The following is a 22468-nucleotide window of genomic DNA, read 5'->3' as shown; positions in this document are numbered from 1 at the left end:
GACATAGAGCCGCTGGGCGTCCTGCCCAGCGGCTCTTCGCGATTCAAACCGCTCTTTTCATTTCCGCCAATCGGTTGACAGGCGATCCGCGCTGCCTTGATTGTGCATAGTGCCCCAACTATTCCGGAGGCCGAATGCCGTCAAGATTCTTGATCTGGTCTCTGGCCGGCGTGTCCGGGCTACTTGTCGCGGTGATCGCGGGGGCCGCTATCTCGAGGATCACTTTCGTGGTGATCATACTGCCGATCCTGATCGCACTCTGGATACTGCTGACGCTCCACGTCCTTTACCCGCTATTCCGGGAGCACTTACACCGCCGAAGGCGCCGCGCGGATGACGCCGCACGCAGGGACCTCGTAATTCCCTCCTCCGTACGGGAACCGACCACGTATGCGGGAATCCAGGCGAAGTCCGACCAGACGAAGCGGGCAATTGGTGACACCGTTGACTATCAAGGGCGCTACCGCGCGTCCGGGATTAGAGTGGCCGTCATCCCCGTACTGGCCGTGCTGTTTCTCGCTCTTCAAGCGATATTTTTCAGCACAGGCGGCCCGGCCGCTATCGGACTGGCGGTGGCGCAGACCCTGTTGCTGCTGATATTGGTCGCGACGGTATGGAGTAATCGGCGGCCGACACACGGGTGGGTGGCCAGCCGGATGAAAGCCGAACTCTTCCGGCGCGAGCACTATCTGCTGCTGGCGCGGACCGGCCCTTACCTCGGGCTGGACGACGGCGATGCCACAGCCGTACGGGACGCCCGTGTCGGGACGCTTTTCCAGGCCGGCGTGTCCGAACTCGAACGCTTCGCCGCGCCGGCCAACCGTGACGACATTCGGGGCGACCGGCTCTGGATAGACGAACTTTGGGCGACGAAGCCCCCGGACCTGCCCGACGACAACGAGCGGATGCAGACGTACCTGCACTATCGGATCCGCAGGCAGGTGCTGTTCTTCCGCCTGGCGATCGGCAAGTGCGCGCGCGTCGAAAAGGTGCTGAACATGCTCGGCAAGATCGCCGTGCTCGTCGCCGTGATCGCGGCGGCGGTGTACGCGACCGTCCTGACCACCGTGGCGCAGCCGGGCACACCGTCCATCGGGACGGCGCTGCTCGCGCTGACCTCCGCGACGATGCCTCCCCTGTGCAGCGCCGCGCTGGCGATCCAAGGTCTGTACGGCAGTCAGCGGCTCGCGATCTCCTACACCCAGACCCGGGACGAGTTGCTCCGCCACGAGAACGCCTTGCGGCGACTCATCAACGAGGCGGGCCCGGGACTGCGGTTCCGGGCGGTGGCCATCCATGTCGAGACGACGCTCACCCAGGAGCTGATGCGCTGGGTGATGCTCGTGAACAGGCCGGAGTTCGAGGCCACCGTCTGAGTCGAGGAGACCTGTGTCTTACGAGATCTTCGTGAGCTACAGCCGGAAAGCTCCCGGCATCTGTGACGAGGTCGTCGCGGTGCTCCGGCAGGACCTGGGCTACCACAGCGCGGTGTTCGTCGACCGCGAGGACATTCCCGGCGGTGTCGAGTGGCTGGCCCATCTGCGCGACGCCATCAGCGAGGTCAAGGTGCTCCTCCTGGTGGCGACGAAGGAGGCCACCGAAGACCCGGAGTTCATCCGGGCCGAGGTGCGCGAGGCCACGGAACGCGGTATTCCGATCATTCCCCTGGAGTTCGACAGGGACGCCAGCAAGGTGCTCCTCGGCGACGGGCGCCGCCAGTACATCAAGAGCCCGCGGTCGGGGGACTCGTGTTCCGACATACCCGGGCTGACCAGCCGCCTCCGGCGCGCGTTGACGCACCGGACCCACGAGCGGCTCCGGGAGCGTCATGCGGAGGCGACGGCGTGGGCGGCGAGGAACATCCGTCATCCCTCGTTCTGGGCGGACTCCTGGCGCGGGTACGTCAACGATTCGGGGCCGACGGCGATCATCGGGCCTGCGGGATCCGGCAAGACGGTCATCGCGGCACACCACGTCCAGTACGCCCAGCACGACCAGGACCTCTCCTGTGTTCTCCTCCACTCCGACGAAGTCGAGGAAGGTCTCGACCGGCTGGCCGCCAACCTGGTGAGCGACAACAGCGAGGTCCTGCGCCAGCGGCTCCGGACGCTCGCCGAGCACTACGGCCGCCGTGTCCTGTTCATCGTCGACGGGCTCGACCAGGTGCAACTGGCTCAGGATCCGAAGCGGACCGCGACGGTCGAACTGCTGGCCTTCCTGGACTCCGCCGGGGGCCTGATCGTCACCTGCCGCGACGACGTGTGGGAGTCCACGTACGCCGGGCACGTCGCCACCGAGGTGGTGACCGTCACGGAACTGGACGTGGAACGAGTGGTCAGCCATCTGCCGTCGGCGCGTGACAACTCCCTGATGCGCACCCCGCTCTTCCTCGATCTGGCGATCAGCCGCGCGGCTCGGTGGCGGACCATCCCGGACACCGACGTCGACTTCTTCCACCGCCTGTTCGCCGACATCCAGGACGAGGGCGGCGGCATCCCCGACTCGAGCGGCAGCCGCAAGCAGGCGCTGTTGCGGGTCCTGGCGCTCGAACAGATCAGGAACCTCACCTACGAGATCCCGCTGACGACGATCGCGAACGCATCCCGTCTCGGCCCGGCGCAGCTGCGGGAGGCGGTGAACGGGCTGAAACGCGACCGGCTCCTGGTGGAGCGGCTTTCGTCCGGGCGAGTCCGGACGATCCGCCTCGCCCATGACCTCCTGGACTGCTTCTCCATGGCCGACGTGGTCCGGCGCGGCCCCGACCGTGACGGCACCGCGCGTGAGCTCTGCCGGCGCTGCGAGCACGAGTGCGGCTGGGCGGTTCTGTCGATGCTGATCCGGCTCGGCGACGACGCCCTGCGGCGGGCGCTGTTCGACGAGTTCCTCCGCGTCCTCGATGAGAAGCGCTTCGGCGACACCAGGATGGCGCAGGCCTGGGCGGTCACGTACGTGCTGCGCGAGCAGGTGTCCACCGTTCTGCCGCTGGTCGTGGAGGCGTTGCGCGGCGAACGGGTGGCCTCGCTCCGCCCGGACGGTTCCGGCGGACGAGGCAGCGAACTGGGCGTGACGCTCACCCAGGAGGCCGCCAGCAGCGTGGCCTCGGCGTTTCTGGCGCTGACCACGGGTGACCCCCGGGACTCCCCGCACGTGGTGCCGGTCCTCGAACGCTGCCTGCATCGCTGGGACCTGAAGGGGCGTTTCATCGAAGCGCTGGCGCGCTACAACACCGCCGAGGTGGAGAGGATTCTCGTCACGTTCGGCACCAGGACGCTGGAGACCCGTGACGATCTCGAGTGCCTTCGCTACCTGGCGCAGGGGCTCGCCCGGCTGGAGAAGACTCCCGAGCTGCTCGGCCTTCTGGAGCGCATCGCGGCCGACGAGGACGTGGACCCGGTGACGCGTCGCCGTGCGTACCACGCGCTCGCCCGCCTGGACGGACGGGCCGAACCCGTACGCGACGAGGAGGAGATCATCTATGGCCTGCGCATCGACGACGACCGCGGGTCGTACTCCGACTGGGACGTCGTCCGGGAGTACGCCACCTATGTGCATGATCAGGCGACGATCGGCAGGCGATCCTTCAGCCCGGCGATCTGCCGCGCTTTGATCGGATCGCTCCTGCACGAACATGTCTACGTCCGTATCCCTGCGGCCGGGGCACTGGGATGCTTCGATGATCCCATGGCCCGTGACGCGCTGCTCGACCAGCTGCTCCGCGACGTGCTGCCCACCGAGATCCGCGAGGCGAGTCTGGACGCGCTGAAGCGGCAGTTCGACCGGATCCACGATCATGAGGCACGGCAGGCGTTCCGGTTCTCGCTCCTGTACGCGGCGAAGACCGCCCTGGAGAGAGGGTCGGAGCGGGTCGCCGCGGACCTGGTCGAGCTGGCCACCGCCACACCGCAGTGGATCGTCACGCCCGGCGCCCTGGAGGCGACGGCTCCGGACGGCGGCCAGGTCCACCTGAGCGTCGACGTGTCGGACGGCCCGGGTGTGTCGTCGTTCGTGCAGGACAGGCTCGCCGCGCTCGGGCACATCCCCACCGGTCCTGATCTGGAGACGAAGTACCGCTTCGCCGCGTTACGCGGGGGCGGCGCGGTCGAGGCGTCTCTGGTGCCCACGACCTGGAGCGCGTCGAACCGGTTCCACAGGGCGGTGCAGCAGGACCCTGCGTGGATCAGCCACAGGCCGGACGGGTCGTGGCTGCTCCCCCTGCCCTTCGGCGAGGACGTGCTGCCCGGAGTCGCCGTCGTCCACGCGGTGATCCTGACATCCGACCGCCAGGTCGTTCTCGCCCAGCGCAGCGACAAGGTCGGATACTCGCCGCTGCACTGGTCGGCCAGTTTCGAGGAGCAGCTCAACGAGCGGGATTTCTCCCGCGAGGAGAACCCGTTCCTTCACGCCGCCCGTCGCGGATTCCGCGAGGAGTTCGGCTGCGAGGTGGAGGAACGGCAGGCCATCCCCCTGACGACGCTCATGCAGATCGACCTGCTCAACCTCGGAGTGGTCGTCCTGCTGCTCCCCGACCTGACCGGAGCCCAGATCCACGAGCACTGGCGGTCGCGGGCGAAGGACGACTGGGAAGCCAGGGACGTGCGGTGGCTACCGGTTGACGCCCTCCTCGACGGTGTCGGGCGCGAGCCGTTCACTCCGCTGCACTGCACCTCCGAACTGCGCTGTCAGGCGCTGGCCCGATGGCTACGACGCGACCCGGCCGGGGAGTAGCACCGTAGCGGGATGACCAACCGCCCCGGAGAGATCCGACGAATCTTGCGTGTGGGAAATGTGAACGTTTCAGTCTGTTGGTCTTAATGGTCCAGTTCGCTTGGGTTGGGGTGGGGTTCATCGTTGTTCGTGACTTGCGGGTGGGGGATCGTGAGCGGCCGGATGCACCTGAACCTGAGGAGGAAAACGTGCATACGCTCCCCCGCACATTGCTCCGAAGTCTGCTCGCGGCTGTGGGCGCTCTGCTGCTGCTCGCAACCGCGCTGGTCTCGCCCGCGTCGGCGCACGGGTCGGTGAGCGACCCGCCGACCCGGAACTACGGCTGCTGGCAGCGCTGGGGCAGCGACTTCCAGAATCCGCAGATGGCCACGCTGGACCCCATGTGCTGGCAGGCCTGGCAGGACGACGCGCAGGCCATGTGGAACTGGAACGGGCTGTACCGCGACGGCGTCGGCGGCAACCACCAGGCGGCCGTGCCCGACGGGACGCTCTGCAGCGGCGGCAACACCTGGGACGGGCGGTACTCGTCGATGGACGTCCCCGGGGCGTGGAAGACGGTCGACAAACCCGCCCGGTTCACGCTGAACCTGCTCGACCAGGCCATTCACGGCGCGGACTACATCCGCGTGTACGCGACGAGACAGGGCTTCAATCCGAAGACCCAGCGGTTGCGCTGGAGTGACCTGGAGCTGGTCGGGCAGACGGGGCGGGTCGCCACCGGGGCCGTGACCCCAGTGCAGGTGAACGCGCCGAACCGGTCCGGCCATCACATCGTGTTCACGATCTGGCAGGCCAGCCACTCCGACCAGTCGTACTACTTCTGCAGCGACGTGAACTTCACGGGCTCGAACCCCTCCCCCACACCCACCCCGACGCCGACCCCGACGCCGACGCCAACCCCCACGCCTACTCCGACCCCGACCCCGTCCCCGACGCCCACTCCGACGCCCAACCCCGGGCAGGGATGCTCGGCCACGTACCGGATCGTGAACTCGTGGAACGGCGGGTTCCAGGCCGACGTCCGCGTGGTCGCCGGGTCGGCGGCGATCTCCGGGTGGACGGTGAACTGGACGTACACCGGCGGGGAGGCCGTCAGCTCCGTGTGGAGTGCGACGGTGACGAGTAGCGGGTCCGCGGTGACGGCGCGGAACGTGTCGTACAACGGCTCGCTCGGCGCGGCGGCCGCGACGACGTTCGGGTTCCTCGGGACCGGTACGCCCGGGGCCACGCCGGCGTTGACCTGCCGTACCGCCTGATCAACTGGTCATCCGCGCCCGCCGGCCGTCGGGGCGGGCGGGCGCGGACGGTCATGAGCGGTCGTCGGGCCGGCGTACGCGGCGGACGATCTCGGTGTGGTCGGCCGCCGGAGGCAGGTGGTCGGCCGCGTCCGCCCAGAGCGCGACGGCCGCGCCGCCGAGCCGGGGCGGGACGCCGGTGGCCTCGACGAGTTCCACCGCGATGCGCATGTCCTTGAGCATGAGCCGGAGCGCGAAGCCCGAGTCGAAGGTGCCGGGCAGCACGAAGTTCGGCCACTTGTTCTCGGTGGAGCCGCTGCGGCCGCTCGACCCGTTCACGGCCGCCAGCATGGTCTCGGGTTCGAGGCCGAAACGCTCGCCGGCCAGCAGCGCCTCCGCCGTGATGAGCAGGTGGGTGGCGGACATCAGGTTGTTGAGCGCCTTCAGCGCGTGCCCGGAGCCGGCGGGGCCCAGCCGGAGCACCCGGCCGCCCAGCGTCTCCAGGATCGGGCGCACCCGGGCGACGTCGCCGGGTTCGCCGCCGGCCATGACGGTGAGGGTGCCGTCGGCCGCGCCTTTGACGCCGCCGGAGACGGGCGCGTCGACCAGGCGCACGTTCCGTTCGGCGGCGCGCGCCGCCAGGTCGCGGGTGCGCAGCGGCTGCGAGGAGCCCATGTCGATCACGATGGTGCCGGGCGCGAGGGCGGCGAGCAGGCCCGCGCCGTACAGGACGGACTCGACGGCGTCGGAGTCGGGGAGCATCAGGACCACCGCGCCGGCGTCCTCGGCGACCTCCGTCACGTCCGGTCTGACGTCGATGCCGGGGGCGGACGTCACGGCGATGTCGTACGCGCGGACGCGGTAGCCGGCGGCGGCCAGGCGGGAGGCCATGGGCAGGCCCATGTTGCCCAGCCCCACGAATCCGACCGTGGTGAGGGCGGCCGTCACTTGACCGCCACTCCCTGTTCGCGCAGCTCGTTCAGGGTGCGCTCCGCGATGCGGAAGGACTCCAGGGCGGCGGGCGCGCCGACGTAGACGGCGGCCTGGAGCAGGACCTCCTGGATCTCCGCCTCGGTGACGCCGTTGGCGACCGCGCCGCGCACGTGCACGGCGAACTCGTGGCCCCGGTTGAGCGCGGTGAGCATGGCCAGGTTGAGCATGCTGCGGACGCGCGGCTCCAGGCCCTCCCGGGTCCAGATCTCGCCCCAGCAGTACTCGGTGACCAGCTCCTGGACCGGGCGGCTGAAGTCGCTCACCGCGGCGAGGGAGCGTTCGACGTGCTCCGCGCCGAGGACCTTCTTGCGCATCTCCAGGCCGGCTTCGAAACGTTCGGGGTTCATCGTGGTTCCTCGGTGGTGTGGGCGGCTGCGTAGTCCGCGTCGTCGACCTCTCCGTACCAGCGGGTAGGGCCGATGGAGATGGCGGTGTGGGTCATGAGGGTGGTCTCGGTGGCGCCGTGCCAGTGGCGTTCGCCCGGCGGGACCCAGACGGTGTCGCCGGGCAGCAGCGGGTGGGGTGTGCCGCCTTCCGCGCACACCCAGCCCTGGCCGGCGAGCACCTGGAGGATCTGGCCGTTGGTGTGCTCGTGCCAGTGGGTACGCGCGCCGGGGGTGAACGTCACGACGTTGATGGTGGTGCCGTCGGTCGTGGGCAGGACCGAGTCGGCCCAGACCGTGCCGGCGAAGGTGTCCGACTTGAGGGCGGACGCGGTGCCCTCGGCGTGGCCGCGCACGATTCTCATGGTCAGCTCTCCTTCGGTGGTTCGTGCAGGCGGACGCCGCCGGCGATGTCGCCGATCGCGTCCACGACGCGGTTGCTGATCTGGTTCGCGTACCCGAGGTTGGCGGCGAGGCCGAAGCTGGCGAGCGGGCCGGCCGCGTTCAGCGCCGGTACGCCGAGGCCGCGCAGGTGGTCGACGTAGAGGACCACGTCCTTGGTCATCAGGGCGGAGGTGAGGCCGCCCTCCAGGTAGTCGCCCTCGACGATGTGCGGGAAGCGGTTGGCGGTGGCCCAGTTGGCGCCGCTGGAGGAGTTGAGCACGTCCAGGAGCGTGCGCAGGTCCAGGCCGGCCTTGCGTGCCGCGACCATGACCTCGCTGGTGGCGGCCAGGCTGACCGCGTTGAGGAAGTTGTTCAGCAGCTTGGCCGAGTGGCCGGCGCCGGACGGCCCCATGGGGAAGACCTTCGCGGCGAACGGGGCCAGCGTGGGGCGCACCCGCTCCAGGGCGTGTTCCTCGCCGCCCACCATGAGGGTCAGCGTGCCGCGCTCGGCGGCGGCCGCTCCGCCGGAGACGCCCGCGTCCAGGTAGGCGGCGTCGCGGGCGGCCAGGGCGGCGGCGATCCGCCGGGTCGAGTCGGGGGCCGCGGTGCTGAGGTCCACGACGATCTGGCCGGGCCCGGCGTGGGCGAGCACGCCGTCCGGGCCGAGCACGACGGCCTCCACGGCGCGGCTGTCGGGCAGCGAGAGCAGGATCTGGTCGCTCTCGCGGGCGACCTCGGCGACGCTTGCGGCGGGCGTCGCGCCGGCCCGTTCCGCCGCGCCCGCCGCCGGGTCGTACCCGAGGACGGGGTGGCCCGCGTCGACGAGGCGGCGGGCGATCCGGCCGCCCATGTTCCCGAGGCCGATGAAGCCGATCCTGGTCATCGGGCCTTCTCCTCGATCACGCGGGCCGCCGCGTCGACGGGGCCCGGATCCCAGGCGCCCGCGCCGCCGCCGGGCCGTACGGTGTTCACCCAGGCGGAGCCGCCGTCCACGGAGAGCACCTCGCCGTTCACGTACGACGCGTCGTCGCTGAGCAGGTACGCGACCGCGGCGGCGACCTCGTCGGGGGTGCCGGTGCGCCGCTGCGGAACGGTGGTGCCGCGCCGGTGCAGGTCGTCGCCCGCGCCGCCGACCGCGCCGGAACCCGCGAACAGGCCGGTCGGCACGAGGCCGGGCGCGACGGCGTTCACCCGTACGCCCTGGGGCCCGCCGTACATGGCGGCGCCGCGCATGACGCCGAGCACGCCGTGCTTGGACGACTCGTACGGCAGCAGGTCGTGGCTGCCGCGCAGGCTGGCGATGGAGGCGGTGATGACGATGGCGCCGCCGCCGCCCTGCGCCGCGTACCTGCGGAAGGCGCCGCGCACGCCGAGGAAGACGCCGCGCAGGTTGACCGCGACGACCCGGTCGAAGTCCTCGATGGCGATGTCGGGCAGCCGGTCGAAGGTGCCGACCACGCCCGCGTTCAGATGGTGCAGGTCGACCCGGCCGAACCGGTCCGCGGCCGCGGCCAGGTACGCCTCGGTGTCGTCCTCCCGCGACACGTCGGCCCGCACCGCCAGCGCGGGCCCGGGCAGCTCCGCCGCCACCTGCCGGGCGGCCTCCTCGGTGATGTCCACGACGACCACCGACGCGCCCTCCCGGGACAGCCGTCTCGCCGTGGCCGCGCCGATACCGGACCCCGCGCCGGTCACCACGGCGACCGCGCCCTCGAATCTCCCGCTCAAGCCTCGCTCCTCGATTCTCATGTCAGCCCACCCGTACGGCGAAGCCGGGATCGCCCGCGTCCCAGGACGTGAACCGGGTCAGTACGGCGGGATCGTGCCCCGCGACCACGGCTCCGCCCGAGCCGGCGGCCAGCTCCCGCACGGTGTCGAAGCCCCGGTACATGCCCGTCAGGTCGGCGAAGACCGCGAACGGCCGGTCCAGGTCGAGCTCCTCGTAGTAGTGCACGGCGTCGGAGGCGAGCAGCACCGGCCCGTCCTCGCCGTCCACCAGCACGACGAGCTGACCGGGGGTGTGGCCGCCGACCTCGGCCAGTTCGACGCCGGGGGCCACCGGGTGCCGGTCGCGGATCCGGGTGACCCGGCCCTCGGCGTCGAGCCGGCGCAGCGCGTCGATGTCGGCGGGCTCGGTGGCGTGCGCGAACTGGGGGCGGCGGCCGTACCGGCCGGTCCAGAAGGTCAGTTCCCGGTCGCTGATGACGATCTCGGCGCGCGGGAGCAGGCCGACCTGGCCGGCGTGGTCGTAGTGGGCGTGGGTGACGACCACGGTGTCCACGTCCTCGGCGGCGACGCCGAGCCGGGCGAGCGCGTCTGGCAGGGCGCACAGCGTGACCCGGCCGCGGCGGTCGCCGACCTCGGGGGCGAAGCCGGTGTCCACCATGATGGTCCGGCCGCCGCCGCGTACCAGCCAGAAGTAGTAGTCCATGCGGACGCCGCGGTCGGGTTCTCCGTACATCGGGTGGAGGGCGTACATCTCGCTCGCCCGCGCCTCGCGAGTCGCGTAGCGGACGGCGAGCACCTCGTAACTCACCTCGTAACTCATGGCATCACCGGTAGATCAGGGCCGACCGGGGCAGGGTCCGGCACAGCAGGTAGTAGACGAAGTGGGTGCGGGGCCACTGGGTGACGTTCGCGCCCGAGGACGAGTGGTAGTAGTTGTTGCAGCCGGAGTTCATCGCCGACGCGTGCTTGTCCAGCTGGCTGTCCAGCCAGCGCACGTGGCGTTCCAGCGCGGCCGGCCGGGTGTCGACCAGCGTGGCGCCCGTGCGCAGCACCTTCCGGATGGCCCGCACCGCCACCTCGGCCTGCCGTTCGAGCTGGGCGATGATGGAGAAGCCGCCGTTGGTGTTCGGGCCGTACAGGATGAAGAAGTTGGGGAAGCCGGGCACGGTGGCGCCGAGGAAGGCGCGCGGGCGGTCGCCCCAGAAGTCCTGGATGTCGGTGCCGTGCCGTCCGGTCAGGGTGAACTGGGACAGGAAGCGGGTCGGCTGGAAGCCGGTGCTCAGGATGAGGACGTCCGCCTCGTGCTCGACGCCGCGGGCGTCGACGACCCCCTTGGGCGTGACCTCCTTGATCGCCTGCGGGACCAGTTCGACGTTGTCCCGGTTGAGGGCGGGATAGAAGCCGCTGGCGTAGATCGGGCGTTTGCAGCCCCACGGGTAGGACGGCGTCACCGCGTCACGCACCACGGGGTCGTGGATCGCGCCGGCGATGTAGCGCAGGCACAGCTCACGCATCCGGCCCTGGTCCCGCCCGCCCAGGTCGTACGCCTTGAAGCGGCGGCCGGACCGGAAGAACAGCATGAGCCGGTAGAGCCGGCGCAGTGCCGGGAAACGCCGGAAGCGGGCGCGTTCCGCCGGGGTGAACGCCCGCTCGCCCTTGGGCTCCACCCAGCCGGGCTCGCGCTGGAAGACCTGGAGCCGTCCGGCGTCCGGGGCGATGGCCGGCACGATCTGCACCGCGGTCGAGCCGGTGCCGACAATGGCGACCCGCTTGCCGGTCAGGTCCGCCTCCTCGTCCCACCGGGAGGTGTGGAAGCTGACGCCCTCGAACTCGTCCAGCCCCGGCCAGTCGGGGTAGCGCGGCACGCTCAGCAGCCCGACGGCGCTGATGACGAACCGGTACGGCCGCTCCTCGCCGTCGCTGGTACGCACCAGGTAGGACCCGGCCGCCTCGTCCCAGGTGACCGACTCCACCCCGACGCCGAAGCGGAAACGGTCCCGCAGCCCGTACTGGTCGATCACGGACTCGGCGTAGTCGCGCAGCTCCGGCTGGGTGGCGTGGGTGCGCGGCCAGTCGCGCGGGGCGAAGGAGAAGGAGTAGGCGTGGGAGGGGATGTCCACCTCGCAGCCGGGGTAGCGGTTGTCCCACCAGGTGCCGCCTGGGCCGGGCGACCGCTCGAAGACGGTGAAGTCGCCGATTCCGGCCTTGAGCAGTTTGACCGCCGCGGCGATGCCGCCGAAGCCGCCGCCGATGATCGCGACGGTCGCTGACTGGTTCCCGGGCATGGCGCTCACTCCGGCGGCGTGACGCCGAAGACGGCGAGCTGCGTGGCCGTGAGCAGGTAGTAGCCGATGAGCACGGTGATCTCGAAGAGTCCTTCGGCCCCCAGCAGGGCGACGGTCCTGTCGTAGGTCTCGTCGTCCAGCTCGCCCGTCTCGATGAGGGTTCCCGTCACCTCGTACGCGACGAGTTCCCGCTCGTCGGTCAGGCCCGGGTCGCGTCCCGCGCACAGGTCCTCGATCTCGGTCCCGGTGAGCCCGGCGCCGGGCGCGGAGAGGCGGTGGGCGTACTTCTCGTACGGGCTGTCACGGTGATGGGCGACCCGGAGCGTGACGATCTCCCGGATCCGGTGGCTGACCGACAGGTCGAACCGGATGGCCGCGCCCAGCTTCTCGAACGCCTCCCCGATGGGCGGGCTGAGCAGCCACGCGTTGGTGGGCCCCGTCAGCCGTCCCGCCTCGTCGACCAGCGGGTACGGCTGCGGCCTGCCGACCCGGCGGCCGTTGGTCAGCCGGTCGTAGACCACCCGCTGCCGCTCGTCCAGGTCGGCCACCTCGAACAGCCTGAGCCTGCTCATCGGGCCTCACCCGATTCGGGCTGCTCGGGCATCGGGTAGTCGGCGGCGTTCAGCACCCAGCCGTCCATCTTCGAGAAGTCCATCCGGGGCGGCGAGAAGATGTCGATCAGGTGGTTGACGCCCTCGCCGGTCGCCTGGCTGGTGTGCAGCGCCGGCGGCGGGATGATCGTGAGCGACGGGCTGCCGACGGGCTCGTGCTCGTCCGCGCGCCACTCGCTCAGGTCGGTGGTCCACGGCCAGCGCAGGTGGTGCACGTAGTCGCCTTCGAGGACCAGCGAGCACTGCTCGAAGTCGTCGTGGAAGTGCGGGGACATGCGGGTGGTGTCGCGCGGCCCGGTGCGCGGGTGGATGTAGTTCACCATGAAGGTCGAGCAGCGGAAGAGCCGGAAGGGCGGCTCGGCCAGGCCGGGCACGTCCAGGTCGTAGGTGCGCAGGCGGGGGCCGCCGACCGGCTCCGGCCAGGCGGCCAGCGGCGCGACGGCCGGGTGCGGCCGCTCGTAGGACTCCTCGTTGGCGGCCCTGGCCTGCGGGGGCGCGGTCCGGGCCGTGAAGATCGTGATGACGCGGCCGCTGCCGCTGAGGCGTACGGTGCCCGCCCGCGCGGGGATAAAGGTAAGCGTGCAGCCGGGGACCTCGGTGGTCTCCCCGCCGATGGTGACGAACGCGGTGGTGGAGCGCTCCGGCATCAGCACGGCGCACTCGTCGGCGTGTTCGCCGGAGTCCCCGGGCAGGGGGAACCCGGTCTCGCCGGCCAGGTCGGTGTAGCCGATGACGAGGTGCTGGCTGCGGCCGTACCAGGTACGGGTGCCGCCGTCGGTTACGACCGGGGGCAGCGCGTAGAACTTGACGTGGTCGGCGGCGGCGCCGGGGCCGGTCGGCGTCGCCGTGGCGGTCGCTCCCGGGAGCGCGGAACGCGCGTCGCTCGGGTCGTAGGGCATGGGGGTGCTCTCCTCTTACTGGTTTGGCCGGTCTTACTGATCGGGCCGGGTGGGTCAGTCGCGGGCGGTCAGGGGAAGGGGGCCGGCGGCGCGGCGGAGCTCGGCCGCCGCCTGGCCGAAGATGCTCGCGTCGTTGCTGATCATGACGAAGGAGAAGCCCTGCCGGGCCGCCTCCCGCGCGGCCGCCGCGTCGCGGGCCGCGGTGCCGCACGGCAGGCCGCGGGCCTTCGCCCCCGCGAGCAGCCGGTCGACGTGCCCCCGCAGGACGGGGTCGTCGGCGGGCAGGCCGGTGGAGAGCGTCAGGTCGCCCATGCCGAGGAAGACGGCGTTCAGGCCGGGGGTGTCGAGGATCTTCTCGGCCTCCTCCAGCGCGCCCAGGTCCTCCAGCTGGGGGATGCGCAGGGTCTCCTGGTCGCCGCGCCGCAGGTACTCGGCGGTGCCGTCCAGCCCCCAGGCGCCGGCCCTGGAGGTGGTGCCCAGGCCCCGGGTCCCGGCCGGCGGGAAGATCATGCCGCCGATGGCGCGCTCGGCGTCGTCCCTGCTGGTGACGTGCGGCACCAGGATCCCGTCGGCGCCGATGTCGAGCACGCGCTGCAGGTGGCTGCCGCCCGCGTCGGGCACCCGGACCAGGACGTGCAGGCCGAGGCCCTGGGCGACGACGGCGGCCCGGTAGGCCGACTCCAGACCCATCGGGCTGTGCTCCATGTCGACCACGACGAAGTCGAAGCCCGCGCGGGCCAGCAGTTCGACGGTCTCCAGAGCCGGGATCTTGATCCAGGTGCCGGCCAGGCACCGGTCGGCGTGGCGGATCCGTTCGAGCATGCGCATGGAGGTCTCCCGTCGATCATTGAATTCTGTTATCCGGGATGTGAATCCTGGATAGCAGGATGTCGTGACCGTAGGCTCCTGTGGTCAATCGCGTCAAGAGCCACATTTCACCCCAAAGTGTTACGGGAGAAATGTGCTGGAAACCTTGACGGGCCCCGAATGACGTGGCTTACAGTCCGGCGTATCGGATTAGTGGACGGCCACCCCGTACTCCGGGACAGCAAACCGGCAAGGGCGGGACGGCCATCGGACGGGAGGACCCGCGCAGTGGCATCCGAGGAGAGCAGGCCCTCGAAAGAAGGGCTGGACATCCCCAGCGGCGACATCCAGGTGGTGGCGCGGGTCGTGCAACTGCTGCGGCTGCTCGGCGAGACCGGGAGCATCGACCTGGTCTCGGCGGCGCAGGAGCTGAGGGTCGGCAAGTCGACGGCCCACCGCTACCTGGCCTCCATGGAGAACCACGGGCTGCTCCAGCGCCGCAACCGCAACCGGTACGAGTTCGGCACGCTGCTCGCCGAACTCGGCACGATGGCGCTGTCCCGGCTCGGCGTGGTGAACCTGGCCCGCCCCGTGATGGAGCAGGTCAGCAACCGGGTCAGGCACACCGTCGTGCTCTCCATCTGGAACGGCCGCTGCCCGGTGGTGGCCCAGGTGCACGAGGACAGCAGCCGTACCGCGCACGTCGTCATCCGGGTCGGCAGCACGCTGCGGACCGGGACCGCGCAGGACTGCGTGTTCCGCGCCTTCGAGGACGAGTCCTTCCACCGGCGGTACGCCGACCGGCGGGCGGAGCTCGTCAACGAGCCGGTCGACGGCCTGGAGGAGGTGCGCAGGACCGGGGTCGCCATCCGGTCCAGCTCCTCGGAGGGCGTACGGGCGGTCGCCGTGCCCGTCCGGGACGCCGACGGCATGGTCGTCGCCACCCTGGCCGTGGTCGGCGTGACGTCCCTGGTGCCGGAGGAGGACGACAGCGACGTCGTGATGGTCCTGCGCGACGGCGCGCGGGCGATCACCCAGGCGCTGCGGGCCTCGCTCGAAGTCACGGGCGACTAGCAGCGCCCATATCAGCGCCCACAGATGAACGGGTGGCGGGGGCGAACCCGAGATCAACCCGCGCCTCCCCAGGAGCGTGGAGATCCTCGCTCGAGAAAGGCAAGAACAATGAGGCACAGACACCTACGCTCCCTGCTGACGGCCGGCGCGCTCCTCGCCGCCACGGCGGCCTGCGGCGGCGGAGCCACGACAGACGCGTCCGCGGAGAAGACCCTGACCTGGGCGAGCACCGGCGGCCAGTTCCAGGAGGACGAGAAGAAGGCGCTCCAGGAGCCGTTCACGGCCAAGACGGGCACCACGTTCGTCAACGTCAGCCCCGCCGACCCGGCCCAGGTGAAGGTCATGGTCGCCGCCGGCAGGACCGAGTGGGACCTGGCCAACATGAGCTGGATCTACGCGGGCGCGTACTGCGGTGAGCTGTACGAGAAGCTCGACGACCCCGGCCTGGACCGGGCGAAGTTCCCCCCGGGCACCACCCACGACTGCTTCGTCCCCACCTACCGGTACGCCAACGTCTTCAGCTACAACGCCGACGACTACCCCAATGACCCGCCCACGAAGATCGAGGACTTCTTCGACCTGAAGCGGTTCCCCGGCAAGCGCATCGTCCAGGACTACCCCAAGAACGGCCTGCTGGAGGCCGCGCTGGTCGCCGACGGCGTCGCCCCCGACCAGCTCTACCCGCTGGACGTGGAGCGGGCGTTCCGCAAGCTCGACACGATCAAGTCGTCCCTGGTCTTCGCGCCCAGCTACGGCGCCGTCCAGCAGATGCTGGTGGACCGCCAGGGCTCCATGGTGATCACCGTGACCGCCCGCTCGATCGTGACCGCCCAGAGCGGCGCGAACCTGAAGGCGGTCTGGGACTTCACCACCACCGACATCGGCGCCCTGGTGATCCCCAAGGGCGCGCCGCACAAGGCGCTGGCCCAGCAGGGCATCATCTTCGTCACCGAGCCGGCCCAGGCCAAGGCGTACGCCGAGCTGACCGGCACCGCCCCCGCGCGCGCCGACGTGGACATCTCCACCATCAACTACAACGACGTGCAGAAGGCCTTCAACGCCTTCCTGCCCGACCGCGGCCGGCTCGCCGAGCAGGACAAGCCGTGGTGGATCGCCAACACCGACGACGTCGTGAAGCGCTGGACGAGCTGGAAGGTCAGCTAGCCGATGCCGGCCGTCACCACTGTCTCCGCCCCGCTCCGGACCGGCCTCTCGCCGGCCGGGCGGCGGCGGGCCGCGGGCCTGCTGCTCCTGCTGCCCGCGCTGGTCGCGCTGACGCTGTTCTTCCTGCTGCCGATGCTGAGCATCCTGCTGGACAGCGTCACCGACCCCGAACCCGGCCTGGCCAACTACGTCTCGCTGTTCACCGACGGCTACACGCTCCGGGTGCTGGGGCGCACGCTGCTGGTGGCGCTCCTGGTCACGGTGGCCGGGCTCGTGCTGGCCTACCCGTACGCGTACCTGATGACCCTGGCCGGGCCGGCGCTGCGGGCCGTGATGGTGACGGTCGTGCTGGTGCCGTTCTGGACGAGCATGCTGGCGCGCAACTTCGCCTGGATGGTCCTGATGCAGGACGGCGGCGTGGTGCAGGGCTTCTTCCGCCTGCTCGGGCTGGGCGAGGTCACGCTGCTGGGCACCACCACCGCGGTGACCATCTCGATGACCCAGGTGCTGCTGCCCTTCATGGTGCTGCCGATGTTCAGCGTCATGCAGCAGATCGACCGGCGGCTGCTGCTGGCCGGGCAGAGCCTGGGCGCGAGCCCGTTCGGCTCGTTCCGCAAGGTGTTCTTCCCGCTCTCGCTGCCCGGCGTCGCCGCCGGGGCCTCGCTGGTCTTCGTGCTGGCCCTCGGCTTCTACGTGACGCCCGCGCTGCTCGGCTCGCCGCAGAGCGCGCTGATCGCCCAGGTCATCAGCGTACGCACCCGGGATCTGCTCGACTTCGGGGGCGGCGGCGCGATGGGCGTCTTCGTCCTGGTCGTCACGCTGGCCGTGCTGGGCGCCAGCCGGCGGCTCACCGGTCCGGGCGCGGCCGTCGGCGCGGCCCACGTCATGGCGGGAGGCGACCGATGAGGCCGCGCCTGTGGTTGAAGATCGTCGGGATGCTGGTCGGGCTCTTCCTGACCGTGCCGACGCTGGTGGTGCTCCCGATGAGCTTCTCCTCGGCCAGGACCTTCCGGTTCCCGCCGGAGGGCTGGACGCTGGAGTGGTACGAGCGCCTGTTCACCTCGCCGGAGTGGACCACCGCCATCCTGAACTCGCTCCAGGTGGGGCTGGTCACGACGGCGCTGGCCACCGTGCTCGGCACCGCGGCGGCGATCGGCGTGACCCGGCTGGGCGAACGCGGCCGGGGGTTCGCCGTCGGCTTCCTGCTCTCGCCGATCATCATCCCCAACATCCTGATCGCCCTGGTGATCTTCTCCGCCTTCCTGCGGCTCGGCATGACCGGCAGCCTCTTCGGCATCGCGCTGGCGCACACCGCCCTGGCGCTGCCGTTCGTGGTGATCGCGGTCACGGCCCGGCTGCAGGGCATGGACCCGGCGCTGCAGAAGGCGGGCGGCAGCCTCGGGGCCGCGCCGTTCGCGGTCTTCCGCAAGATCACCCTGCCGCTGGCGCTGCCGGGCGTGCTCTCCGGCGCGGTCCTGGCGTTCGTCATCTCCTTCGACGAGGTCGTGATCTCGCTGTTCCTGCAGTCGCCCACGGCCCTCACCCTCCCCGTACAGATGTTCAACAGCGTGACCGTGCAGATCGACCCGACCATCTCCGCGGCGTCCAGCCTGATGGTCCTGGTGGTCAGCGTGCCCATCCTGCTCGCGCAGGTGATCGGCGCGCGCCGGCGGAACGCAGGAAGGCAGCGATGACCACTCCCCCCTCCGACAGCGGCCGGATAGAACTGACAGACCTCTGCAAGCGGTACGGCTCGGGCCCGCTCGTCGTGGACAACGTGACCATCGACATCGCCTCCGGCGAGTTCGTCACTCTGCTCGGCCCCAGCGGCTCGGGCAAGACCACCACGCTCAACATGATCGCCGGGTTCACCGAGGTCACCTCGGGCCGGATCCGGCTCGGCGGGCGCGACATCGCGCCGCTCCCGCCGCACAAGCGCGACTTCGGCATGGTCTTCCAGAACTACGCGCTCTTCCCGCACATGACCGTGGCGCAGAACGTGGCCTTCCCGCTGCGCGAGCGCAAGGTCCCCAAGGCCGAGATCGCCCGGCTGGTGGCGCGGACGCTGGAGCTGGTGGACCTGGCCGACAAGGGCGGCCGGCGTCCCGACGAGCTGTCCGGCGGCCAGCAGCAGCGGGTGGCGCTGGCCAGGGCCGTCGTCTTCTCGCCCAGCGTGCTGCTGCTGGACGAGCCGCTCAGCGCTCTGGACCGCAAGCTCAGGCAGAGCCTCCAGCAGGAGATCAAACGCCTGCACGCCGAGCTCAAGCTCACCTTCGTCTTCGTCACCCACGACCAGGACGAGGCGATGTCCCTCTCCGACCGCATCGCCGTCTTCAACGAGGGCCGGGTCGAGCGTGTCGGCACCCCCGCCGACCTCTACCGCGACCCCGGCACCCGGTTCGTGGCCCGGTTCCTGGGCGAGTCCAACCTCTTCGCCGGGCAGGTACGGCCGGGCGGCGTCTACGAGTGGGGCGGCCACAAGTGGGCCCTGCCCGCGGCCGACGGCTCGCCGGAGCGCGACCTGGTGGTACGGCCCGAGCGGCTGCGCGTCGCCGCCTCCTCCGCCGACGTGCCCGGCGAGGCCAACCAGGTGCCCGCGACGGTGACCGGGCTCTCCTTCCAGGGCACCCACCAGCGGATCGAACTCGACTACGGGGACGGCGTCACGGGCACCGCCGTGCTCTCCCCCGACGCGCCGGGCGCGGACCTGCGTCCCGGCACCGGGGTCACCGCCTACTGGGACCCCGCCCACCAAGTCCTCGTAACCCGAAACTGACCACTTTTTCGCGATTTATCCAGATTTATTTGTAAGGAGCACACATGACTGCCTCCCTGCTCGATCCTGAGCTGGACGGCGACCGGAACCACGCCGACCCGGAGGCCGACGCCCTGCTCGCCGGGGCCGTGGACCTGCACCAGCACCCCGGCCCCAGCCCGTTCCCCCGGCGCATGAGCATCCTGGACGCGGCGCGGGACGCGGCCGGCGCCGGGTTCCGGGCCATCGTCGCCAAGTCGCACCACCACAGCATGGTCACCGACATCCTGGCCCTCGGACCGGCCGGCCTCGACGAGCTGCCCATCGCGGTGCGCGGCGGCGTCGCGCTCAACAACTCCGTGGGCGGGCTCAACCCGTACGCGGTGGAGCTGGCGCTGCGCATGGGCGGCCGGGTGGTGTGGTTCCCCACCCTGTCGTCGGCCGCGCACATCGACCACCACGCCCACCACGACACCGGCTTCCCCACCCCCACCGTACGGCTGCGCGCCGACACGGTGATCTCCATCCTCGATGAGGACGGCCAGGTGCTGCCGGTGGTGCGCGAGATCCTTTCGGTGATCGCCGCCGAGCGGGCCGTGCTCACCTGCGGCCACCTGGGCGTCGAGGAGACGAGCAAGCTGATCGCGGCGGCCCGGCAGGAGGGCGTGGACCGCATCCTGGTGAACCACCCGTGCTTCGTGGTCGGCGCGTCCACGGAGCAGGCCGCGGAGTGGGCCCGCCAGGGCGCGCACATCGAGCACTGCCTGGTGATGTACTTCGGCCGCCCGGAGCGCCGCAGGGACCTCGCGGAGCTGCTGACCTTCATCAAGGCCGCGGGCCCCGAGCGGACCGTGCTCTCCTCCGACTCGGGCCAGAAGGCCAACCCGCTCCCGGTGACGCTCTTCCGGCGCGGCGCGCGCGGCCTGCTCGACGCCGGCCTCGCCGAGGACGACATCCGCCGCATGCTCGGCGCCAACGCCGCCGGACTGCTCTTCCCATGACCGCGACCTACGAGGTGCTGGCCATCCGGTACGGCACCCGCCCCTCCACCCGCGCCGAGATGTTCCTCAACCACCACGTCTACGGCGAACCGGACGGCCCGCTCGACCTGGACTTCTACTTCTGGGTGGCCAGGAACGACCGGCACACCGTCGTGATCGACACCGGGTACCGCACGAAGGGCGCCGCCCCCCGCAAACAGCGCGTCGAACTGGCCGAGCCGCTGGCCGCACTCGCCGCCTTGGGTGTGCGGCCCGAGAAGGTGCCGCAGGTCGTGGCCACTCACGCCCACTACGACCACATCGGCAACCTGCCCGCCTTCCCGGCCGCGGAGGTCGTCATCGGCCGCGCCGAGTTCGACTTCTGGACGGGCCCGTACGCGCGGCGCGGGCTGTTCGCCTTCCCCACCGAACCCGGCGACGTGGCCCACCTGGTGGCGCTCCGCGACGAGGGCCGGGCCACGTTCGCGGACGGCCCGCTCACGATCGCGCCCGGCATCGAGGTGATCCCCGTCGGCGGGCACACGCCCGGCCAGCTCGTCGTGGTGGTGTCCACCGAGTCCGGCCGGGCCGTGCTCACCTCCGACGCCGCCCACTTCTACGAGGAGATCGAGCGGGACCGCCCGTTCGTCTGGCTGACCGACCTGGCCGGGACGTACCGGGCGTACGAGGTGCTGCGCGAGCTGGGCGAGGCGCCCGGCAGCGTGATCGTCGCCGGGCACGACCCCGACGTGGTACGCCGGTTCCCGCTCCTGGACGGGGTGGCCGGCCTGGACGGTCTCGTCGCGCGGATCGCCTGACCGGGACCCCGAGGGGAGAGCGGAGAACATGACCGCAGCAGCCGGAAGGCACGCAGGGAAGGTCGCCGTCGTCACGGGCGGCGGCAGCGGCATCGGCGCGGCGAGCGCCCGCCGCCTGTCCCGGGAGGGAGCGAGCGTCGTGGTGGCCGACGTCGACGGCGAGGCCGCCGCCCGGGTGGCGCGGGAACTGCCGGGACCGGCGGCCCCGGTGGCCGCCGACGTCTCCACCGTGGCCGGGGTGGACGCCTACGTCGACGCGGCGGTGGAGCGGTTCGGGCGGATCGACCTGCACCACCTGAACGCCGGGGTGCTCGGCACCATGGCCCCGCTGCCCGACGTCGATCCGGCCGACTTCGACCACGTCATCGCGGTGAACCTGCGCGGACCCTTCCTGGGCCTGCGCGCCGCCTTCCGCCGCTACCGCGAGCAGGAGTCCGGCGGCGCGATCGTGGTCACCGCGTCCATCTCCTCGCTGCGCGGCGCCGCCGACCAGCTGCCGTACCAGACGTCCAAGCACGGGGTGCTCGGCCTGGTGCGCGGGGCGGCCATGTACGGCGGCCCGCGCGGCGTCCGGGTCAACGCGGTCGCCCCCGGGCTGATCCCCACCGCGATCTTCGGGGACCGGCTCGCGGGCGTGGAGCAGCGCGGCGGCACCGTCCCGATGCGGCGGGTCGGCACGGCCGACGAGATCGCCGGCGTCGTCGCGTTCCTGCTCGGCGAGGACGCCTCCTACATCACCGGGGAGGTCGTGTCCGCCGACGGCGGCGCGTTCATGGTCAACACGGTGACCCGGTCCGGCGGATCGGGCGCCTGGACCCCGCAAGACTGAGTGCACGAGAAAGGGACAACGATGGCGCTCACGCCACGCCAGCAGGAGATCAAGGACGAGTTCACCCGGGTGCGCGGCACGTGGGGGGAGGCGTGGGAGAGCATCCTGCGGCTCGACGCCGACTTCCTGGAGTCGTACCTGGGCCTGTCGTCCGTGCCGTGGCGCAGGGACGTGCTGGAACCGAAGATCAAGGAGTTCGTCTACATCGCCGCGGACGCCGCCGCCACGCACCTGTACACGCCCGGCATCCGCCAGCACGTGCGGGCCGCGCTGGCGCACGGGGCGACGGCCGAGGAGATCATGGAGGTGCTGGAGCTGACCAGCACCCTCGGCATCCACGCCGCCAACATCGGCGTGCCGCTGCTGCTGGAGGTGCTGGAGGAGGAGGGCCTGCGGACCGGGCCCGCCCCCCTCGACGAGCGCAGGGAGACGCTGAAGGCGGACTTCACCGAGCGCCGGGGCTACTGGCACTCCTTCTGGGACGGCCTGCTGGAGCTCGACCCCGACCTCTTCGAGGCGTACCTGGACTTCTCCGGCCTGCCCTGGCGCAAGGGCGTGCTGGAGCCGAAGATCAAGGAGTTCGTCTACATCGCCTTCGACGCCTCCGCCACCCACCTGTACGCCCCCGGCCTCAAGCTCCACATGCGCAACGCCGTCCGGTACGGCGCCACCGCCGAGGAGATCATGGAGGTGCTGGCCATCGTCAGCGTCATCGGCATCCACGCCGCGACCGTCGCCGCCCCGATCCTGGCCGAGGAACTGGCCTCCGGAACCTGAGACGTTCCTGACAGACTTGGT

At 71.0% G+C, this 22468-nt stretch carries 22 protein-coding genes; 12 read left to right on the top strand and 10 right to left on the bottom strand.

Annotated elements, in window-relative coordinates; genetic code table 11:
- The first annotated feature begins 227 nt into the window (after window positions 1-227).
- From Aph01nite_RS12135 to Aph01nite_RS42440, 3 genes are all read left to right on the top strand, one after another.
- Window positions 228-1376 (top strand): DUF4231 domain-containing protein, encoded by a 1149-nt coding sequence (locus Aph01nite_RS12135; RefSeq protein ID WP_204040930.1) that lies wholly within the window; start codon window positions 228-230, stop codon window positions 1374-1376.
- A gap of 13 nt (window positions 1377-1389) precedes the next feature.
- Window positions 1390-4725, top strand: coding sequence for a TIR domain-containing protein (locus Aph01nite_RS12130; RefSeq protein ID WP_204040929.1), 3336 nt, complete (start codon window positions 1390-1392; stop codon window positions 4723-4725).
- 233 nt (window positions 4726-4958) lie between these two features.
- Window positions 4959-5981 carry a lytic polysaccharide monooxygenase auxiliary activity family 9 protein gene (locus Aph01nite_RS42440; protein ID WP_307836772.1) on the top strand — a complete coding sequence of 341 codons (1023 nt, stop codon included), beginning with the start codon at window positions 4959-4961 and terminating at the stop codon, window positions 5979-5981.
- A gap of 51 nt (window positions 5982-6032) precedes the next feature.
- On the opposite strand, the gene Aph01nite_RS12120 is transcribed toward Aph01nite_RS42440, so the two are convergent.
- The 10 genes from Aph01nite_RS12120 to Aph01nite_RS12075 are packed head-to-tail and all read right to left on the bottom strand — an operon-like array spanning window position 6033 to window position 14071.
- A complete protein-coding gene (locus Aph01nite_RS12120; RefSeq protein ID WP_204040927.1) occupies window positions 6033-6908 on the bottom strand; it encodes an NAD(P)-dependent oxidoreductase in 876 nt (291 codons plus the stop codon).
- Window positions 6905-7300 carry a carboxymuconolactone decarboxylase family protein gene (locus Aph01nite_RS12115; RefSeq protein ID WP_204040926.1) on the bottom strand — a complete coding sequence of 132 codons (396 nt, stop codon included), beginning with the start codon at window positions 7298-7300 and terminating at the stop codon, window positions 6905-6907. Before Aph01nite_RS12115 ends, Aph01nite_RS12120 begins: the two co-directional genes overlap by 4 nt.
- On the bottom strand, window positions 7297-7701 hold the full coding sequence (locus tag Aph01nite_RS12110; RefSeq protein ID WP_204040925.1) for a cupin domain-containing protein: 405 nt from the start codon (window positions 7699-7701) through the stop codon (window positions 7297-7299). Before Aph01nite_RS12110 ends, Aph01nite_RS12115 begins: the two co-directional genes overlap by 4 nt.
- Window positions 7702-7703: 2 nt before the next feature.
- On the bottom strand, window positions 7704-8603 hold the full coding sequence (locus tag Aph01nite_RS12105; protein ID WP_204040924.1) for an NAD(P)-dependent oxidoreductase: 900 nt from the start codon (window positions 8601-8603) through the stop codon (window positions 7704-7706).
- Window positions 8600-9448, bottom strand: a complete 849-nt coding sequence (locus tag Aph01nite_RS12100) for an SDR family NAD(P)-dependent oxidoreductase (protein ID WP_204040923.1) — start codon at window positions 9446-9448, stop codon at window positions 8600-8602. The genes Aph01nite_RS12105 and Aph01nite_RS12100 overlap by 4 nt, the downstream gene beginning before the upstream one ends.
- A gap of 22 nt (window positions 9449-9470) precedes the next feature.
- Window positions 9471-10268: an N-acyl homoserine lactonase family protein gene (locus tag Aph01nite_RS12095; RefSeq protein ID WP_204040922.1), complete on the bottom strand. Its 798-nt coding sequence runs from the start codon at window positions 10266-10268 to the stop codon at window positions 9471-9473.
- 4 nt (window positions 10269-10272) lie between these two features.
- The gene (locus Aph01nite_RS12090) at window positions 10273-11733 is read right to left on the bottom strand and encodes a flavin-containing monooxygenase (RefSeq protein WP_204040921.1); all 1461 of its coding nucleotides are present in this window, start codon (window positions 11731-11733) and stop codon (window positions 10273-10275) included.
- 5 nt (window positions 11734-11738) lie between these two features.
- Window positions 11739-12305 carry a carboxymuconolactone decarboxylase family protein gene (locus Aph01nite_RS12085; RefSeq protein ID WP_204040920.1) on the bottom strand — a complete coding sequence of 189 codons (567 nt, stop codon included), beginning with the start codon at window positions 12303-12305 and terminating at the stop codon, window positions 11739-11741.
- Window positions 12302-13243, bottom strand: coding sequence for a cupin domain-containing protein (locus Aph01nite_RS12080; RefSeq protein ID WP_204040919.1), 942 nt, complete (start codon window positions 13241-13243; stop codon window positions 12302-12304). Before Aph01nite_RS12080 ends, Aph01nite_RS12085 begins: the two co-directional genes overlap by 4 nt.
- A gap of 54 nt (window positions 13244-13297) precedes the next feature.
- On the bottom strand, window positions 13298-14071 hold the full coding sequence (locus tag Aph01nite_RS12075; RefSeq protein ID WP_204040918.1) for an HpcH/HpaI aldolase family protein: 774 nt from the start codon (window positions 14069-14071) through the stop codon (window positions 13298-13300).
- A 267-nt stretch (window positions 14072-14338) separates the two neighbouring features.
- Here Aph01nite_RS12075 and Aph01nite_RS12070 point away from each other — a divergent pair, with 267 nt between their 5' ends.
- The 9 genes from Aph01nite_RS12070 (at window position 14339) to Aph01nite_RS12030 (ending at window position 22447) form a co-directional block, all read left to right on the top strand.
- Window positions 14339-15124 (top strand): IclR family transcriptional regulator, encoded by a 786-nt coding sequence (locus Aph01nite_RS12070; protein ID WP_204040917.1) that lies wholly within the window; start codon window positions 14339-14341, stop codon window positions 15122-15124.
- A 108-nt stretch (window positions 15125-15232) separates the two neighbouring features.
- Window positions 15233-16288 (top strand): extracellular solute-binding protein, encoded by a 1056-nt coding sequence (locus tag Aph01nite_RS12065; protein ID WP_204040916.1) that lies wholly within the window; start codon window positions 15233-15235, stop codon window positions 16286-16288.
- A gap of 3 nt (window positions 16289-16291) precedes the next feature.
- Complete coding sequence (locus tag Aph01nite_RS12060; RefSeq protein ID WP_204040915.1) at window positions 16292-17194, top strand: ABC transporter permease; 903 nt, start codon at window positions 16292-16294, stop codon at window positions 17192-17194.
- Entirely contained in the window at window positions 17191-17982 is a 792-nt protein-coding gene (locus tag Aph01nite_RS12055) for an ABC transporter permease (RefSeq protein ID WP_204040914.1), read from the top strand. Before Aph01nite_RS12060 ends, Aph01nite_RS12055 begins: the two co-directional genes overlap by 4 nt.
- Complete coding sequence (locus tag Aph01nite_RS12050) at window positions 17979-19064, top strand: ABC transporter ATP-binding protein (protein WP_204040913.1); 1086 nt, start codon at window positions 17979-17981, stop codon at window positions 19062-19064. Before Aph01nite_RS12055 ends, Aph01nite_RS12050 begins: the two co-directional genes overlap by 4 nt.
- Before the next feature lie 44 nt (window positions 19065-19108).
- Window positions 19109-20044: a DUF6282 family protein gene (locus Aph01nite_RS12045; protein WP_204040912.1), complete on the top strand. Its 936-nt coding sequence runs from the start codon at window positions 19109-19111 to the stop codon at window positions 20042-20044.
- Complete coding sequence (locus Aph01nite_RS12040) at window positions 20041-20841, top strand: N-acyl homoserine lactonase family protein (RefSeq protein ID WP_204040911.1); 801 nt, start codon at window positions 20041-20043, stop codon at window positions 20839-20841. The genes Aph01nite_RS12045 and Aph01nite_RS12040 overlap by 4 nt, the downstream gene beginning before the upstream one ends.
- Before the next feature lie 28 nt (window positions 20842-20869).
- Window positions 20870-21670, top strand: a complete 801-nt coding sequence (locus Aph01nite_RS12035; RefSeq protein ID WP_204040910.1) for an SDR family NAD(P)-dependent oxidoreductase — start codon at window positions 20870-20872, stop codon at window positions 21668-21670.
- Between the two features lie 21 nt (window positions 21671-21691).
- Complete coding sequence (locus Aph01nite_RS12030) at window positions 21692-22447, top strand: carboxymuconolactone decarboxylase family protein (RefSeq protein WP_204040909.1); 756 nt, start codon at window positions 21692-21694, stop codon at window positions 22445-22447.
- The last annotated feature ends 21 nt before the right edge of the window (window positions 22448-22468 follow it).

Source organism: Acrocarpospora phusangensis (assembly GCF_016862995.1).
GTDB classification, from domain to species: Bacteria; Actinomycetota; Actinomycetes; order Streptosporangiales; family Streptosporangiaceae; genus Acrocarpospora; species Acrocarpospora phusangensis.
This window is presented reverse-complemented; position numbering and strand designations above follow the sequence as displayed.